Source organism: Streptomyces sp. 8K308, from assembly GCF_004348315.1.
In the GTDB taxonomy this organism is placed as follows: domain Bacteria; phylum Actinomycetota; class Actinomycetes; order Streptomycetales; family Streptomycetaceae; genus Streptomyces.
This window is the reverse complement of the sequence record NZ_SMKC01000141.1, coordinates 1-16,295: the sequence shown is the minus strand read 5'-3', so window position 1 is coordinate 16,295 and position 16,295 is coordinate 1. Positions and strand designations below refer to the sequence as shown.

Sequence of the window (16,295 nt, the reverse complement as noted above, 5' to 3'; positions counted from 1 at the left end):
CCGCCACCCTGGCCGCGACCGCCGCCGCCACCCTGGCCGCCGCCGGGGGCGGACCTGGTGACCTTGGCCGTGGCGCGGAACAGCGAAGGACCGACCTCGTCGACCTCCAGGTCGATGACCGTGCGCTTGACGCCTTCCCGGTCCTCGTAGGTCCGCTGCTTGAGCCGGCCCTGGACGATGACCCGCATCCCCTTGGTGAGCGACTCGGCGACGTTCTCCGCCGCCTGGCGCCAGACCGAGCAGGTCAGGAACAGGGCGTCGCCGTCCCGCCACTCGTTGGTCTGCCGGTCGAAGACGCGCGGGGTGGACGCGACACGGAACTTCGCGACCGCCGCACCGGATGGAGTGAAGCGCAGCTCGGGATCGTCGACCAGATTGCCGACGACCGTGATGACGGTCTCGCCTGCCATTGGGGTACCTCTCGGCGGGGGTTAACTGCTGTTGCTGCGATGATTACGTATGGCTCTGACAATGACACCGACGGTGCCGCTCGCCGGCCCCGCTCGGTTCTGATCAGTGCGTGGCCGGGCGCAGGACCTTGGTCCGCATGACCGACTCGTTCAGGTTGAGCTGGCGGTCGAGCTCCTTGACGACCGCGGGCTCGGCCTGCAGGTCGATCACCGAGTAGATGCCCTCGGGCTTCTTGTCGATCTCGTAGGCCAGCCGGCGACGGCCCCAGGTGTCGACCTTCTCCACCTTGCCGTTGCCCTCGCGGACGACGGAAAGGAAGGACTCGATCAGGGGGGCGATGGCACGCTCCTCAAGATCGGGGTCGAGGATCACCATCACCTCGTAGTGACGCATGCGAAAACCCACCTCCTCTGGACTCAGGCGGCCACGGGCGTTCCGTGGCAGGAGGGTCGTGATGCGGTCGCCCCACAAGGGGGCGGACAGTACACCGTACCTGTCTCCGCCCTTCCGGTTGAAATCGGGGCGGCGAGCGGAGCAATCTGGACACGTAGGGTCATTCGAGGGTCATTCGCGCCTTGGAGGTGTCCCATGGCACAGGCCGCGCACCACGGTCCCTTCGCCTTCGCGGAACATCTGCTCAACATCGACGGCCGTCCCCATCCGGTCGAGAACCGCTACGCCATCGCGACGCTGCTGGTGGGAGCGGTCGCGGCCATCTTCTCGATCTGGAACGACATGCACCTGATCAGCTCCTGGGCCGGGCTGGTCGGCATCGCGCTGGGCGCGAGGGCCCAGATGATCTCGGTGACGACCGCCCAGCGGTTCCTGGCCGTCCTCGGCCTCGGCGCCGCCGGACTCGGCCTCTACCTGGGCCTGGCCCACGGCGGCCCCTTCGGGGGCGTGCTCGGCTGACGCGCCCCGGTCGCCACGGTCCGCCGGCGTGGTGAGCGCCGGCGGACCGCGTACGCCTGAGCAGAGCCCGGGACCCCGGCCGCCGTGGAGTGGTATGCCGACGGGCCTGCGAGTACGGGCACTTGGGAGCTGTGGCGCTGTCGTTATGCGGCTCCGCCGCACAGGGCATCGGGCGGGCGCCGTTAGGCTTCCGGCACGACCCTGCGATTGACGCAGCCGGCGACCGGAGGAGCGCCCCGTATGAGCCTGACCCTGAGGACCATCAGCCGCGAGGAGCATCTGGCGTACATCCGTTCACTGCCCTCGGCCAGCCACATGCAGGTGCCGGCCTGGGGCGACGTGAAGTCCGCCTGGCGCTCGGAGTCCCTCGGCTGGTTCGACCGGACGGGCCGGCTGGTGGGCGCCGGCCTGGTGCTCTACCGGCAGGTGCCGAGGGTGAAGCGGTACCTGGCCTACCTGCCCGAGGGCCCGGTGATCGACTGGTTCGCGCCCAACCTCGAGGAGTGGCTGCGGCCGATGCTCGACCACCTCAAGCAGCAGGGCGCGTTCTCGGTCAAGATGGGCCCGCCGGTGGTGATCCGCCGCTGGGACGCGGCCGCGGTCAAGTCCGGCATCCAGAACCCGGACGTCAAGCGGCTGCGGGACGTCTCGGCGACCTTCATCGAGCCGCGCGCCTTCGAGGTCTCGGACAAGCTGCGGCGGATGGGCTGGCAGCAGGGCGAGGACGGCGGCGCCGGCTTCGGGGACGTGCAGCCGCGCTACGTCTTCCAGATCCCGCTGCGCGGCCGCTCGCTCGACGAGGTCCAGAAGGGCTTCAACCAGCTGTGGCGGCGCAACATCAAGAAGGCCGAGAAGGCCGGCGTCGAGGTCGTGCGGGGCGGCTACGAGGATCTGGGCACCTGGCAGCGGTTGTACGAGATCACGGCGGAGCGCGACCGCTTCCGCCCGCGCCCCCAGTCGTACTTCGAGCTGATGTGGCGGGTGCTGAACTCCGAGGACCCGGACCGGATGCGGCTCTACATCGCCCGGCACGAGGGCGAGCCGGTGGCCGCGGCCACGATGCTGATCGTGGGCGGCCATGTGTGGTATTCGTACGGTGCGTCCGCCAACCACAAGCGGGAGGTACGGCCGTCCAACGCCATGCAGTGGCGCATGCTGCGGGACGCGCACGGCCTGGGCGCCGACGTGTACGACCTGCGGGGGATCGGTGACTCGCTGGAGGACACCGACCATCTCTTCGGCCTGATCCAGTTCAAGGTGGGGACGGGCGGTGAGGCGGCCGAGTATCTCGGCGAGTGGGACTTCCCGCTCAATAAGCTTCTCCACAAGGCGTTCGACATGTATATGTCGCGGCGCTGAACCCTCACCTCAGGCATCGCAGCACACACCCCGTACCGCACCGCGTGGCAGCGCGGAGAAAGGGTCACCCAGGCCATGGCGCTCACCCTTTACGTCGACACCGTCCGCTGGCGGGCGCACCAGCGGTCGGTGGTGGCTGACTTCCCAGACCTGATCCCCGTCTGCAAGGGCAACGGCTACGGCTTCGGCCACGACCGTCTCGCCGAGGAGGTCGCGCTGCACGGCCTGGAGACGCTGGCGGTGGGCACCACCTACGAGGCCGCGGCCATGAAGGACCGCTTCAGCGGCGACCTCCTGGTGCTGACGCCGTACCGGCGCGGCGAGGAGCCGGTGCCGCTGCCCGATCGGGTGATCAGGAGCGCCTCGTCGGTTGATGGGGTGTACGGCCTGGTCGGCTCCCGGGTGGTGGTCGAGGTGATGAGCTCGATGAAGCGCCACGGGGTGTCGCCGCGCGACCTCGGCAAGCTCCAGGCGGCGCTCGACGAGGTGCGGCTCGAGGGTTTCGCCATCCACCTGCCGCTCGACAGGACCGACGGCACGGACGCGGTCGAGGAGGTCATCGGCTGGATGGACCGGCTGCGGGCCGCCCGGTTGCCGCTGGACACGATGTTCGTCAGCCACCTGTCGTCGCAGGAGCTGACCCGGCTGCGGCAGCAGTTTCCACAGACCAGGTTCCGGGCCAGGATCGGCACCCGGCTGTGGCTCGGCGACCACGAGGCCACCGAGTACCGGGGCGCGGTACTCGACGTGACGCCGGTGGCGAAGGGCGACCGGTTCGGCTACCGGCAGCAGAAGGCGCCGGGGGACGGCTGGCTCGCGGTGGTGGCGGGCGGCACCTCGCACGGCGTGGGTCTCGAGGCGCCCAAGGCGCTGCAGACGATCACCTCGCGCGCCAAGGGCATGGCCAGGGCCGGCCTCGCGACGGTGAACCGTAACCTGTCGCCGTTCGTCTGGGACGGCAAGCAGCGGTGGTTCGCCGAGCCGCCGCACATGCAGGTGTCGATCCTCTTCGTGCCGGCCGAGGCCAAGGGCCCCAAGGTCGGGGACGAGCTCAAGGCGATCCTGCGGCACACCACGACCCAGGTCGACCGCGTCGTCGACCGCTGAGCGCGGATCCGCGCCCACACAGACGACGGCAGCCCCGGTCGCGGTCCGGGGCTGCCGTCCTGTTGTGCGCCGGGCTTGGCCCTGGCGCACACCGGTCGGGCCGTGGGGCCCGTCCGGCCGATCGGCGCGAGCCGCGCAGGCTAGCGCTCGACCTCGCCGCGGATGAACTTCTCCACGTTGTCGCGCGCCTCGTCGTCGAAGTACTGCACGGGCGGGGACTTCATGAAGTAGGACGACGCCGACAGGATCGGGCCGCCGATGCCGCGGTCCTTGGCGATCTTGGCCGCCCGCAGCGCGTCGATGATGACGCCCGCGCTGTTCGGGGAGTCCCAGACCTCGAGCTTGTACTCCAGGTTCAGCGGCACGTCGCCGAAGGCGCGGCCCTCGAGGCGGACGTAGGCCCACTTGCGGTCGTCCAGCCAGGCCACGTAGTCGGACGGGCCGATGTGGACGTTCTTCTCGCCCATCTCCCGGTCCGTGATCTGGGAGGTGACCGCCTGGGTCTTGGAGATCTTCTTGGACTCGAGCCGGTCGCGCTCCAGCATGTTCTTGAAGTCCATGTTGCCGCCGACGTTCAGCTGCATCGTGCGGTCCAGGACGACGCCCCGGTCCTCGAAGAGCTTGGCGAGCACCCGGTGGGTGATGGTGGCGCCCACCTGGGACTTGATGTCGTCGCCCACGATCGGGACGCCGGCCTCGGTGAACTTGTCCGCCCACTCCTTGGTGCCGGCGATGAAGACCGGCAGCGCGTTGACGAAGGCGACCTTCGCGTCGATGGCGCACTGCGCGTAGTACTTGGCGGCTTCCTCGGAGCCGACCGGCATGTAGCAGACCAGGACGTCGGCCTGGGTGTCCTTGAGTACCTGGACGACGTCGACGGGGGCCTCGTCGGACTCGGTGACGATCTCGCGGTAGTACCTGCCGAGGCCGTCGTGGGTCTCGCCACGCTGCACGGTCACGCCGGTGGTGGGCACGTCGCAGAGCTTGATGGTGTTGTTCTCGCTGGCGCCGATGGCGTCGGCCAGGTCGGTACCGACCTTCTTGGCGTCGACGTCGAAGGCGGCCACGAACTCGATGTCCGAGACGTGGTAGTCACCGAACGTGACGTGCATCAGGCCGGGGACCCGGCTGTCCGGGGCGGCGTCCTTGTAGTACTCGACGCCCTGTACCAGCGATGCGGCGCAGTTGCCCACGCCGGCGATGGCTACGCGAACCGAACCCATTCCGGTTGCTCCCTGTGGTTGTTCTGACATGACCCCGCCTCGTCGCGGGGGTGTTGGTGGGGGTTGTCCGGGGGCTCGCCCCCGCGCGGTGCGATCACCACGGTCCTGAGGGCTGTTACGGAGAGGTGTCGCCCCGATCGCGCTGTTCGCGCCGGTCGCGCCCCTCCCGCTCGCTCTCGATCAACTCGTTGAGCCAACGGACCTCGCGCTCCACGGACTCCATGCCGTGGCGCTGCAGTTCGAGGGTGTAGGCGTCCAACTTCTCGCGGGTGCGGGCCATCGAGGCGCGCATCTTGGCGAGACGCTCCTCGAGCCGGCTGCGACGGCCCTCGAGGACGCGCATCCGTACGTCCCGCGAGGTCTGGCCGAAGAAGGCGAAGCGCACGCCGAAGTGCTCGTCCTCCCAGGCGTCGGGGCCGGTCTGGGCGAGCAGTTCCTCGAAGCGCTCCTTGCCCTCGGCCGTCAGCCGGTAGACGATCCTGGCGCGGCGGTTGGACAGCGGCACGGCCCGCGGGTCGTCCGGGTTGCGCCCCGGCTCCTCGGCGAGCCACCCCTGCTGGACCAGTGTCTTGAGACAGGGGTAGAGAGAGCCGTAGCTGAACGCCCGGAAGACGCCCAGCGAGGTGTTGAGCCGCTTGCGCAGCTCGTAGCCGTGCATCGGGGACTCGCGCAGAAGGCCGAGAACGGCGAACTCCAGAACACCTGAGCGCCGGCTCACCGGTGCCACCACCTCCGCTCTCATCCGTCGTGCCGTGCCTTACCCATCCGTGCCGTGCGGTGTCACCGCACCTTAGTCTTACCGCGATGCATTGAACCGATGTATCGGTTCGATACATCTCGACGATAGAACGGGGGCGGGAAGCCGGCAAGCGGGCGCTCGGTGAGGGGGGTCACATCTTCACTTCACCTACGGCGTTATGCGCCGATTAGGCCGTAGGCCAAGAAAGCCGCCTTTTGCGGCTGCGTAGTCTTGGCCCGTGCAGACCATCGCGACCGGGAACCCGGTGACGCCCCGCGGCGTCATCATTCGTGGTGCAGTGCGCCCGAACGCGTGGCCGGGTCGCACGTCGGGGGACTGGAAGACACCAGTAGGACCTGCCCTAGCAGGCTGCCCACGTCCGTACGAGGAGTAGCTGTCCATGAGCGAGCACCGTCGCAAGCAGCCGCCGGGCCGCGGTCGCCGCGGAGCGCCACAGAACGGCCGCCGAGCCGGGCCCCCGCCACCACCGCCCGCCGAGACGGAGCCGCCGGTCGACGCCACGGCCGAGCTGACGCCGACCCGCCCCGCGTACGGCACCCGCGCCGAGGCCCGTCGCGCGGCGCAGCGGTCCGCGGGCACCAGCCGCCGCCGGCGCGGCCCCGAGACGCCGCGCAAGAAGCGCTTCATCGACTACCCGCGCCACAACCACACCGGCTGGCGGCGCTGGGTGCCGTCCTGGAAGCAGGTGCTCGGCTCGGCGCTGGGATTCTGCGTGCTGCTGATGGGCGCCGTGGCCCTCGCCTACTACCTGATCCCGTTGCCCAACGCCAACGCCCTCGCCACCGCCCAGAGCAACGTCTACTACTGGGCGGACGGGAGCCGCATGGTCGTCTCCGGCGGGGACAACGTGAACCGCCAGATCGTGCCGCTCGACGAGATCTCCGTCCACATGCAGGACTCCGTGGTGGCCGCCGAGAACCAGTCCTTCTGGACCGACTCCGGCATCGACCTGCGGGGCATCGGCCGCGCCATGCTCAACATGGCCCAGGGCGGCGACGTCCAGTCCGGGTCCACCATCACCCAGCAGTACGTCAAGAACTACTTCCTCTCGCAGGACCAGACCCTCACCCGGAAGGCTCGCGAGCTGCTGCTCTCGGTGAAGGTGGGCACCCAGGAGTCCAAGAACGACATCCTCGAGGGATATCTCAACACCGCCTGTTACAACCGGGGCGCCTGCGGCATCCAGGCCGCGGCCCAGGCGTACTTCGGCGTCGACGCCCGCGACCTGGACGCCAGCCAGTCCGCGTTCCTGACCTCGCTGCTCAAGGGCCCCAGCCTCTACGACCCCTACGACAGCGAGACCGGCGAGATCAACGAGGCCAACGTGGCACGGGCCGCCGAGCGCTGGGAGTCGACGCTGCGCCAGCGGAACGAGATCGAGATCCGCGGCAACCGGCTGAGCGACGAGGACCTGGCGGCGATCCTCGAAGAGGGCTTCCCGATCGACGACATCCTGCCCCCCACCCGAGCCATGGTGAAGGCGGGCCAGATCGGCTATCTGACGGAGCTCGCCGACCACTACCTGATCTCCCAGGGCATCGCGACCGAGGACGAGCTCAACGGCGGCGGCTACCAGATCTGGACCACCTTCGACGAGACGATGGTGGAGCAGATGCAGCAGGCCGTCCAGCAGGTCAGCAGGGAGAACCTGGCCCCGGAGGCCCGCGACGAGGACCGGCACGTCCAGTTCGGCGGCGCGGCGGTGGTGCCGGGAGACGGAGCGATCCGCGCGGTCTACGGCGGCGTCGACTGGACCGAGCACTTCAGAAACAACGCCGACAACCCCAACGTGCAGGTTGGCTCGACGTTCAAGCCGTTCGTGCTCGCGGCGGCCTTCCAGTACGGAGTCCGCGACCCGGAGGGGCCACCGGACCAGCCGGACAGCGACCGGACGATCGTCTCGCCGGACAGCGTCTACCGCAGCGAGAACATGCTCCCCATCAACCGCTACGACGGGGAGCCCGCCGTGGTGGAGAACGAGGAGACCGGCGAGGAGGAGCAGTGGCGGCAGGCCAACTTCGAGGGCAACGACCAGGGCGACATCACCCTGCGCGAGGCCACCGTCGTCTCGGCCAACTCGCCCTTCGCCCAGCTCGGCATGGACGTGGGCCCCGAGCGGGTGAGTGAGGCCGCCCAGGCGGCCGGACTGCTGCCCGAAAGCCTGGTCGAGGCCAACGACAGCGTCCCCACCTTCGCCCTCGGCGTCTCCACCCCGGGACCGATCCGGATGGCCTCGGCGTACTCCACCTTCGCGGCCAGCGGTGAGCAGCACGAGCCGTACTCGGTGGTCGAGGTGCGGGACGACCAGGGCAACAGGATCTTCACGCACGAGGAGGAGTCCACCCAGGCCTTCGACCAGGCCTTCGCCCCCGACGTCGCCAACACCGTGACCGACCTGCTGGTCGACGTGATCGAAAACCCGGACGGCAGTGGTCACCGTGCCGCCGACATCGGGTTCCCGGTGGCCGGCAAGACCGGCACCACGGACGACAACCGGAGCGCCTGGTTCGTCGGCTACAGCAGCGAGCTCTCCACCGCGATCGGCATGTGGCGCGCCCCCGACGACGAGGAGGACCTCTCCGAGGAGGAGATCGAGGAGGGCTACGGCGTCGGCTCCTTCATGCCGATGTACGGCACCGCCGATCTCGAGCGGATCAACGGTGGTTCGCTACCGCTGTCCGTGTGGATGGAGTTCATGAGCGCCGCCGCGACCGGCGACGAGGAGGAGTTCCCCGAGCCTCCGGAGGACTTCGGCGACGAGGTCTGCGGCGGCGGCGCCGACTGCCCCGAGGACCAGCCGACCCAGGAGCCGACTCCGGACCCGGAGCCGACCACCCAGGAGCCGACGGACGAGCCCACCACCCAGGAGCCGACTCCGGACCCGGAGCCGACCACCCAGGAGCCGACGGACGAGCCGACCCAGCCCTGCAACCCGTTCGACCCGACCTGCAACACCGACTCCGGCGGAACGGCGGACGGCGGCGCCGATACCGGCGGGACCGCGGACGGCGGGACCGCGGACGGCGGCACCGATACCGGCGGAACAGACGACGGCGGCCAGTCCAACGGCACCAACGGTGACACCGGAGGCATCTTCGGCGGCGGATAACCGCACCGCGCCGACGCTCGCCGCGGCCCCCGCGCCCCCCAGGGCACGGGGGCCGCGGCGTTGTCGCGCCCTGTCCCCCCGGCGGCGGTGCCGTGGGGCAGGATGTGACCATGGCGCATCCCAACGAGCCGGAGGCCGCGAGCCCCACGCTCCAGGACGAGGTGGCGGCCGCCGGCAGCGAGCTGATCGGCGGCCCAGCGGGCCGCCGCGCGGTCTCGTACGGCGGTCGATGGACGCCGGTCCGGGTCATCGCGCTGCTGGCGATCGGGATGTTCGCCCTCGGCCTCGTCCAGAAGGCGCCCTGCTACAACGGCGGCTGGCTCCACGGGGCGACCGACCAGTACGTCCACGCCTGCTACTCGGACATCCCGCACCTCTACAACGGGCGCGGCTTCGGCGCGAGCCTCATCCCCTACTTCGACCGCATCCCCCCCGAACTCTCCGGTGACAAGGAGTACCTCGAGTACCCCGTCCTCACCGGGCTCTTCATGCAGGTCGCCGCCTGGCTCACGCCCAACGGTGTCGGGGACCCGGGACCGGAGCAGGTGTACTGGCTGGTCAACTCCGGCATGCTGATGGTCTGCGCCGTGGTCGTCGCCGTCTGCGTCACCCGGACCCACCGCAACCGGCCGTGGGACGGGCTGTTGCTGGCCCTGGCGCCCGCCTTGGCCCTCACCGCGACCATCAACTGGGACCTGCTGGCCGTCGCCCTTGTCTGCGGGGCGCTGCTGGCCTGGTCCCGCTCCCGCCCCCTGGCCGCCGGCGTGCTGATCGGGCTCGCCACGGCCGCGAAGTTCTACCCGGTGCTGCTGCTCGGCCCGCTGCTGGTGCTGTGCTGGCGCGCCGGGCGCTGGCGCGAGTTCGGCATCACGGTGGCCGCCACGGTGGTCTCCTGGCTGGCGGTGAACCTGCCGGTGATGGCGCTCGCCCCCAGGGGGTGGGCCGAGTTCTACATCTTCAGCGCGGAGCGCCCCGTCGACTTCGGTTCCTTCTGGCTGATCATCGCGCAGCGCGCCGAGATCACCCTGGATTCGGTCAACCTCTACGCCGCCGTGCTGGTCGCGGTCGGCTGCGTCGGAATCGCGGTCCTGGCCTTCACCGCCCCGCGCCGGCCGAGGCTGGCCCAGTTGGTGTTCCTGGTGGTGGCCCTCTTCGTGGTCACCAACAAGGTCTACTCGCCGCAGTACGTCCTGTGGCTGATCCCGCTGGCGGTGCTCGCCCGGCCGCGCTGGCGTGACTTCCTCATCTGGCAGGCCTGCGAGGTGCTCTACTTCCTCGGGATTTGGATGTACCTCGCCTACCTGCACGGCGAGGACAACCAGGGACTGCCCCAGGGTGGCTACCAACTGGCTGTTCTAATCCACCTGTTGGGCACGCTCTACCTCTGCGCACTGGTGGTGCGGGACGTGCTGCGCCCGGAGCACGACGTGGTGCGGATCGATGGCTCCGACGATCCGGGAGGCGGCGTGCTGGACGGCGCCCCCGACATGTTCTCCCTGGCCCCCAGGCGGCCGACCCCTCGGGCAACCGCCTACGTCGACTGGGGCGTCGCCCCGCGTGCGGACGTTTCACGTGAAACATGAGAGACCCGAACAGTCGGTGTCAGTCCTCGCGGATCTCCGCACCCTGTTGCGTTTCCCCGGATTCCGCCGCCTCCTGACCGTGCGGCTGCTGTCCCAGTTCGCCGACGGCGCCTTTCAGGTGGGCCTGGCGGCCTATGTGGTCTTCTCGCCCGAGCAACAGACCACATCCGCCAACATCGCGGCCGCGATGGCCGTGCTGCTGCTCCCGTACTCGCTGCTCGGACCGTTCGCCGGGGTACTGCTCGATCGTTGGCGCCGGCGTCAGGTGCTGCTCCACGGCAATCTGCTGCGCAGCGGTCTCGCGGCCGTCACCTGCGCGCTGGTGCTGGGCGGGGTACCGGACTGGCTGTTCTATCTGTCCGCGCTCTCGGTCACCGCGATCAACCGTTTCATCCTCGCCGGGCTCTCGGCCGCGCTGCCGCTGGTGGTGGACGAGAGGCGGCTCGTGATCGCCAACTCGCTCTCGCCGACCGCGGGCACCATCGCCGCCACGATCGGCGGGGGCACCGGCTTCGTGGTGGGCTTCGTCGGCCGCACCCAGGGGAGGGAGGACGCCCTGGCGCTGGCGTTCGCCGGGACCGTCTATCTCGTCGCCGGGTTGGCCGCCCTCCGCATGAGCGCCGACCAGTTGGGCCCCCGGGCCGGCCACCCGCCGCCCGGCCTGGGCGCGGCGCTCGTCTCCACGGCCCGCGGCCTCGTCCGCGGGCTCGGGCACCTGGCCCAGCGTCCCGCGGCCTCCTGGTCGCTGGGCGCCGTGGGCATGATGCGGTTCTGCTACGGCTCTCTGCTGGTCATGGTGCTGATGCTCTCCCGCTACGCCTGGGCGGACGGCGACGAGGAGCAGGGCATGGCCTGGCTCGGCCTGGTGGTCGGCGCCTCCGCCGTCGGCTTCTTCGTGGCCGCGCTGATCACGCCCTGGGCGGTCTCCCGACTCGGCGGCTTCGGCTGGTACGCGGGCTGCGCCGGACTGGCCGCCGTGCTGGTCCCCTCCCTGGGCTTCACATTCCGCCCGACGCCGATGGTGATCGCGGCCTTCCTGCTGGGCCTGGTGACCCAGAGCACCAAGATCGTGACGGACACCGTGGTCCAGTCCTCGGTCGACGACGGCTACCGAGGACGGGTGTTCTCGCTCTACGACATGCTGTTCAACATCGCGTTCGTCGGCTCGGCGGGGCTGTCCGCGTTGATACTGCCGCTCGACGGCCGCTCGCCGATACTGCTGGCGACCGTCTCCGCGATCTATGCCATTACCGCGCTGATCATCGCTAGGCTGCACAGGACGGTCGTTTCACGTGAAACGACCGAAACGGTGCTCAGCTCTGGGCGGCCCACCAGTCCTTGAGCGCGGCCACCGCGGCCTCGTGACCCAGCGGGCCGTTCTCCAGGCGCAGCTCCAGTAGGTGGCGGTAGGCCTTGCCGACCTCCGGACCGGGACGGATGTCCAGGATCTTCATGATCTCGTTGCCGTCGAGGTCCGGGCGGATAGCGTCCAGCTCCTCCTGCTGCTTGAGGCGCTCGATGCGCTCCTCCAGGCCGTCGTAGGCGCGGGAGAGGGCGAGGGCCTTGCGCTTGTTGCGCGTGGTGCAGTCGGAGCGGGTGAGCTTGTGGAGCCGGTTCAGCAGCGGGCCCGCGTCCCGCACATAGCGACGGACCGCGGAGTCGGTCCACTCGCCGGTGCCATAGCCGTGGAAGCGCAGGTGCAGCTCCACCAGCCGCGACACGTCCTTGATCACGTCGTTGGGGTACTTGAGCTTGCTCATCCGCTGCTTGGTCATCTTGGCCCCCACCACCTCGTGGTGGTGGAAGGAGACTCGGCCATCGCCCTCAAAGCGGCGCGTCCGAGGCTTGCCGATGTCGTGCAGCAGGGCCGCCAGCCGCAGCACCAGGTCCGGCTTCCCGTCCTCCAGGGCGATGGCCTGCTCCAGGACCGTCAGGCTGTGCTCGTAGACGTCCTTGTGCCGGTGGTGCTCGTCGCGCTCCAGCCGCAGGGCCGGCACCTCGGGCAGCACCCGCTGGGCGAGACCGGTGTCCACGAGCAGCGAGATCCCCTTCCGGGGGTGGTCGCTGAGCAGCAGCTTGTTCAGCTCGTCCCGGACTCGCTCGGCGGAGACGATCTCGATCCGCTCCGCCATGGCGACCATGGCCGCCCTGACCGGCTCGGCCACCGTGAAGTCCAGCTGGGCGGCGAAGCGCGCGGCCCGGAGCATCCGCAGGGGGTCATCGGAGAAGGATGCCTCCGGGGTGCCGGGGGTGCGCAGGACCCGGCGGGCCAGATCGGTCAGTCCGTTGTGTGGATCGATGAACTCCTTGCGGGGCAGCGCGACGGCCATCGCGTTGACGGTGAAGTCCCGACGCAACAGGTCCTCTTCGAGCGAATCTCCGTACACCACCTCGGGCTTGCGGGAGTCTCGGTCATAGGCCTCGGACCGGTAGGTGGTGATCTCCAGCTGGTAGTCGCGCGGCGCCTCCCCGGCGGCGGCCGCCGGAGCGGTCTTGCGGCAGCCCACGGTGCCGAAGGCGATGCCCACCTCCCAGACGGCGTCCGCCCAGGGCCGGACGATGCGGAGCACGTCCTCCGGGCGGGCGTCCGTGGTGAAGTCCAGATCGTTGCCGAGCCGCCCCAGCAGGGCATCGCGCACCGATCCGCCGACGAGGGCCAGCGAGAAGCCCGCGCGCTCGAAGCGGGCGGCGAGATCGTCGGCGACGGGGGACACCCTCAGCAACTCCCCCACGGCACGCCGCTGCACCTGGCTCAGCTCCGTGGAGGAGGGCTGGGAGTACGTGTCTTTGCTGTCGTTCGGCACAACAGCACAGGGTACGTGCCCATCCGTTCCCCGAAGCCCCGGCGGTCCCCGTCCTCGATCGGCACGGGGGCGGGCAGATCATCGTTACCATGAGGGCGGCTTGGCGGAGACGCGGCACGAGCGAGGAACGGGGCTGACGCGTGGCAGAGGTCGCAGGGACGATGTCCTGCACCCGTGCGAACCGGCGGCTGAGTGGGCTGCGCCGCCACCGGCGGCTTACCTCACTGATCGCCACGATCACCGCGGTGCCGCTGCTGACCGTCCTCGGCCACGATCCGGCCCAGGCGGCGCCCCACTCCCGCACGGACGAGGTCGGCACCGGCGACCGCACCGCCACCGTCTCGATCACCCACGTCGACCCGGCGCTGCCCAGCCCCGACGGCGACGTCACCATCAGCGGCACGATCACCAACGAGGGCGACTCCGCCATCGTGGACAGCTCGGTCGCCGCCCGCCAGGGCGTGCCGCTCGCCAACCGCAGCGCCATCGACGAGGCCGCCACCAGGACCGGCTTCGACAGCGCCGCCGACGGCCAGATAGTGCGCGACCACGGCCAGGACATCGGCGACATCGCCCCCGGCATGTCCCGCACCTTCTCCCTCGAGATCCCGGTCTCCGAGCTGTCCCTCGGCGAGGACGGCGTCTACCAGCTCGGCGTCACACTGATCGGACAGACCGAGAGCGCCCGATGGGACGACAACCTCGGCATCGGCCGGACCCTGCTGTCCTGGCAACCCGACGGGCGGAACGAGGACTCCACGGGACAGACCGGGCTGACGGTCCTGTGGCCGCTGATCTCCGGCACCCACCTCACCGCCCAGACCGGCTCCGACGCGGTCCAGACGCCCGTCTTCCGGGACGACGCGCTGCTCGACGAGATCTCGCCCGGCGGCCGGCTCTACCAGATGGTCACCCTGGGCGCCGACCTGCCGGTCACCTGGGTCATCGACCCCGACCTGCTGGCCTCGGTCGACGCCATGCTGGAGGACTACCAGGTACCGGGGGAGAACGGGGACCTGGTGAACGGCACAGGCCAGGACGAGGCGCGGGACTTCCTCTCCGAGCTCCAGGACGCCGTGCGCGGCGACGAGGTGGTGGCCCTCCCCTTCGCCGACCCCGACCTGGCCTCGCTGGCCCACCGGGGGATGGACGTGCAGGGCGCCCTCGGACAGCTGAGGACCGCCACCGACACCGCGGCCGTCACCGTGGAGACCGTGCTCAACACGGACGTCCGGCTCAACACCCGGATCGCCTGGCCCGTGGACGGCGCCATCGACCCGGACATCGTCTCCGTGGCCACCTCGGCCGGCGCGGACCAGATCATCACCCGCAGCGACAGCCTCCGCAACGGCGACTCCCTCTCCTACACCCCCACGGCCGCCCGCCCCATCGGCGGCGGCACCACCGCCATCGTCGCCGACGAGCGGCTCTCCACCCTCTTCGAGGGCGACATGTCGCGCACCGGCAGCGCGTCGCTGGCCGGCCAGGAGCTGCTGGCCCAGACCATGGCGATCAGCCAGCAGGAGCCGGGCCTCGAGCGCTCCGTCGTGATGGCCCCGCAGCGGATGCCCACCAGCGCCCAGGCCGAGGCCATGGCGTCCGCGCTCACCACCCTGCGCGAACAGGGCGACTGGGTGCGCTTCCTCGACCTGTCGGAGGCCGCCGAGGCCACCCCCGACCCGGCCGCCAACCAGCGGGTGCCCTCGCCCGACGCCTACCCCCAGGAGCTGCGCGACCAGGAGCTGCCCACCAGCGCCTTCCAGTCCATGCGGGACACCAAGCGCACCCTGGACGACTTCGCGGTGATCCTCACCGAGCCGGACCGGGTCACCGTGCCCTTCGGCAACGCGATCCACCGCGAGATGTCCGCCTCCTGGCGCGGCAGCCAGCAGGCGGCCGCAGACTTCAGGAGCCGGGTACAGGGCGAGATCATCGGCCTCACCCAGCAGGTCCACCTGATCCCCAAGGCCGACATCACCCTCTCCGGCCGCAGCGCCACCATCCCCGTCACGGTCCAGAACAACCTGGTCCAGGACGTCCAGGGGCTCGTGCTGCGCCTCGAGTCCAGCCGCCGGCTCGGCCTGGAGGTCAGCGAAGGCCAGTCCGTCGTGATCGGCAGCGGGCACAGCCAGTCCTTCAAGTTCTCCACCACCGCCAACGCCAACGGCCCGGTCAGCCTCACCGCCCAGCTCTACACCGCCGACGGCAAGCCCTACGGCGAGCCCATGCGCTTCCAGGCCGACGTCACCTCCATCACCGCCCAGGTGATGATGGTGATCGCGGGCGGGCTGCTGCTGGTGGTGCTCGCGGGTATCCGGATGTACACCCAGCGCAAGCGCGCGGCCCGGGAGCCGGCCGAGGACGAGGAGTCGACCGAGGAGTCGACCGAGGAGTCGGCCGAGGTGCTCGTCGAGGCGGGCGAGGCGTTCTCCGAGGGTGAGAGCACCGCCGACACCGGCGCACGCGGCGGCGCCCCCTCCTCGGTGGGTGAGAAGCTGGACCCCGGCACATGAGCCGCCAGCCGGAGGGGCCGGCCCGTGAATCCTTGAGGTGGGGTAGCGATGCAAGCGCCGTACGACCGTGATCGCGGCCAGGCGCCGGGTGGTGGCGACCCGTCCGGCTGGCAGGGCGAGCAGCACGGCCAGCCCGGCCATCAGGGCGCCCAGCACCCCCAGGGCTATGCCGAGGGCTACGACCCCGCCGCCTACGACCACCAGCAGCCACCACACCCGTACGGCGGCGCGCAGCCCCCCGATCCCGGCGGCTACGGCGCTCCCTACGGCCAGCAGCAGCCAGGCGGCTACCCCCCGCCCTACCAGAACCAGCAGCAGCCGCACCCACAGCAGGGCTACGGCCAGCACCCCCAGCACTGGTCGCCCGGGGCCCCCTACCAGGACCAGGGCGGCTACGGCGGCACCGAGGGGCTGAGCCACCAGCCGGGCCACCAGCCGGGCCACCAGCCCCGGCAGGCGGCCGACGACGACGCCTTCGCCTACCTCTTCCGCGATCAGCAGGTCGCCCCACGAC

The 16,295-nt window shown here is 70.3% G+C and carries 12 protein-coding genes and 1 pseudogene; 8 read left to right on the top strand and 5 right to left on the bottom strand.

The annotated features are described in order from the left end of the window. The coding region (locus E1265_RS19740; RefSeq protein ID WP_132931768.1) for a single-stranded DNA-binding protein at positions 1-410 on the bottom strand (410 nt) is incomplete at its 3' end. A gap of 103 nt (positions 411-513) precedes the next feature. Continuing rightward, complete coding sequence (gene rpsF, locus E1265_RS19735) at positions 514-804, bottom strand: 30S ribosomal protein S6 (RefSeq protein ID WP_132931766.1); 291 nt, start codon at positions 802-804, stop codon at positions 514-516. A 195-nt stretch (positions 805-999) separates the two neighbouring features. On the opposite strand from rpsF, the gene E1265_RS19730 reads away from it, so the two are divergent. The 3 genes from E1265_RS19730 (at position 1,000) to E1265_RS19720 (ending at position 3,789) form a co-directional block, all read left to right on the top strand. Next, positions 1,000-1,323 carry a hypothetical protein gene (locus tag E1265_RS19730; protein WP_132931765.1) on the top strand — a complete coding sequence of 108 codons (324 nt, stop codon included), beginning with the start codon at positions 1,000-1,002 and terminating at the stop codon, positions 1,321-1,323. Positions 1,324-1,563: 240 nt separating this feature from the next. Continuing rightward, complete coding sequence (locus E1265_RS19725) at positions 1,564-2,682, top strand: peptidoglycan bridge formation glycyltransferase FemA/FemB family protein (protein WP_132931763.1); 1,119 nt, start codon at positions 1,564-1,566, stop codon at positions 2,680-2,682. A gap of 75 nt (positions 2,683-2,757) precedes the next feature. After that, positions 2,758-3,789: an alanine racemase gene (locus E1265_RS19720; protein ID WP_132931761.1), complete on the top strand. Its 1,032-nt coding sequence runs from the start codon at positions 2,758-2,760 to the stop codon at positions 3,787-3,789. A gap of 140 nt (positions 3,790-3,929) precedes the next feature. Here E1265_RS19720 and E1265_RS19715 read toward each other — a convergent pair whose 3' ends face one another. Together E1265_RS19715 and E1265_RS19710 are read right to left on the bottom strand one after the other, a co-directional pair. Next, positions 3,930-5,012, bottom strand: coding sequence for an inositol-3-phosphate synthase (locus E1265_RS19715; protein WP_132931760.1), 1,083 nt, complete (start codon positions 5,010-5,012; stop codon positions 3,930-3,932). A 115-nt stretch (positions 5,013-5,127) separates the two neighbouring features. Further along, positions 5,128-5,730, bottom strand: a complete 603-nt coding sequence (locus tag E1265_RS19710) for a PadR family transcriptional regulator (protein WP_132931758.1) — start codon at positions 5,728-5,730, stop codon at positions 5,128-5,130. 421 nt (positions 5,731-6,151) lie between these two features. Here E1265_RS19710 and E1265_RS19705 point away from each other — a divergent pair, with 421 nt between their 5' ends. The 3 genes from E1265_RS19705 (at position 6,152) to E1265_RS19695 (ending at position 11,806) form a co-directional block, all read left to right on the top strand. Beyond that, complete coding sequence (locus E1265_RS19705) at positions 6,152-8,881, top strand: transglycosylase domain-containing protein (protein ID WP_132931756.1); 2,730 nt, start codon at positions 6,152-6,154, stop codon at positions 8,879-8,881. 110 nt (positions 8,882-8,991) lie between these two features. Beyond that, on the top strand, positions 8,992-10,464 hold the full coding sequence (locus E1265_RS19700; RefSeq protein WP_132931754.1) for a glycosyltransferase 87 family protein: 1,473 nt from the start codon (positions 8,992-8,994) through the stop codon (positions 10,462-10,464). A 16-nt stretch (positions 10,465-10,480) separates the two neighbouring features. After that, positions 10,481-11,806, top strand: a complete 1,326-nt coding sequence (locus E1265_RS19695; RefSeq protein ID WP_132931772.1) for an MFS transporter — start codon at positions 10,481-10,483, stop codon at positions 11,804-11,806. Here E1265_RS19695 and E1265_RS19690 read toward each other — a convergent pair. Further along, the gene (locus E1265_RS19690) at positions 11,778-13,268 is read right to left on the bottom strand and encodes a CCA tRNA nucleotidyltransferase (protein ID WP_132931753.1); all 1,491 of its coding nucleotides are present in this window, start codon (positions 13,266-13,268) and stop codon (positions 11,778-11,780) included. The genes E1265_RS19695 and E1265_RS19690 overlap by 29 nt on opposite strands. A 140-nt stretch (positions 13,269-13,408) precedes the next feature. Between E1265_RS19690 and E1265_RS19685 the strand changes: the two genes are divergently transcribed. Together E1265_RS19685 and E1265_RS19680 are read left to right on the top strand one after the other, a co-directional pair. Next, positions 13,409-15,781 (top strand): DUF6049 family protein, encoded by a 2,373-nt coding sequence (locus E1265_RS19685; protein WP_243740952.1) that lies wholly within the window; start codon positions 13,409-13,411, stop codon positions 15,779-15,781. A gap of 48 nt (positions 15,782-15,829) precedes the next feature. Beyond that, a pseudogene (locus E1265_RS19680) lies at positions 15,830-16,295 on the top strand (hypothetical protein); the annotation flags it as partial.

Bases quoted from the DNA above. Each gene is read 5' to 3' on its own strand.
- E1265_RS19700 (WP_132931754.1), top strand. From the start codon at position 8,992: ATGGCGCATCCCAACGAGCCGGAGGCCGCGAGCCCCACGCTCCAGGAC.
- rpsF (WP_132931766.1), bottom strand. From the start codon at position 804: ATGCGTCACTACGAGGTGATGGTGATCCTCGACCCCGATCTTGAGGAG.
- E1265_RS19720 (WP_132931761.1), top strand. From the start codon at position 2,758: ATGGCGCTCACCCTTTACGTCGACACCGTCCGCTGGCGGGCGCACCAG.
- E1265_RS19715 (WP_132931760.1), bottom strand. From the start codon at position 5,012: ATGGGTTCGGTTCGCGTAGCCATCGCCGGCGTGGGCAACTGCGCCGCA.
- E1265_RS19725 (WP_132931763.1), top strand. From the start codon at position 1,564: ATGAGCCTGACCCTGAGGACCATCAGCCGCGAGGAGCATCTGGCGTAC.
- E1265_RS19730 (WP_132931765.1), top strand. From the start codon at position 1,000: ATGGCACAGGCCGCGCACCACGGTCCCTTCGCCTTCGCGGAACATCTG.
- E1265_RS19705 (WP_132931756.1), top strand. From the start codon at position 6,152: ATGAGCGAGCACCGTCGCAAGCAGCCGCCGGGCCGCGGTCGCCGCGGA.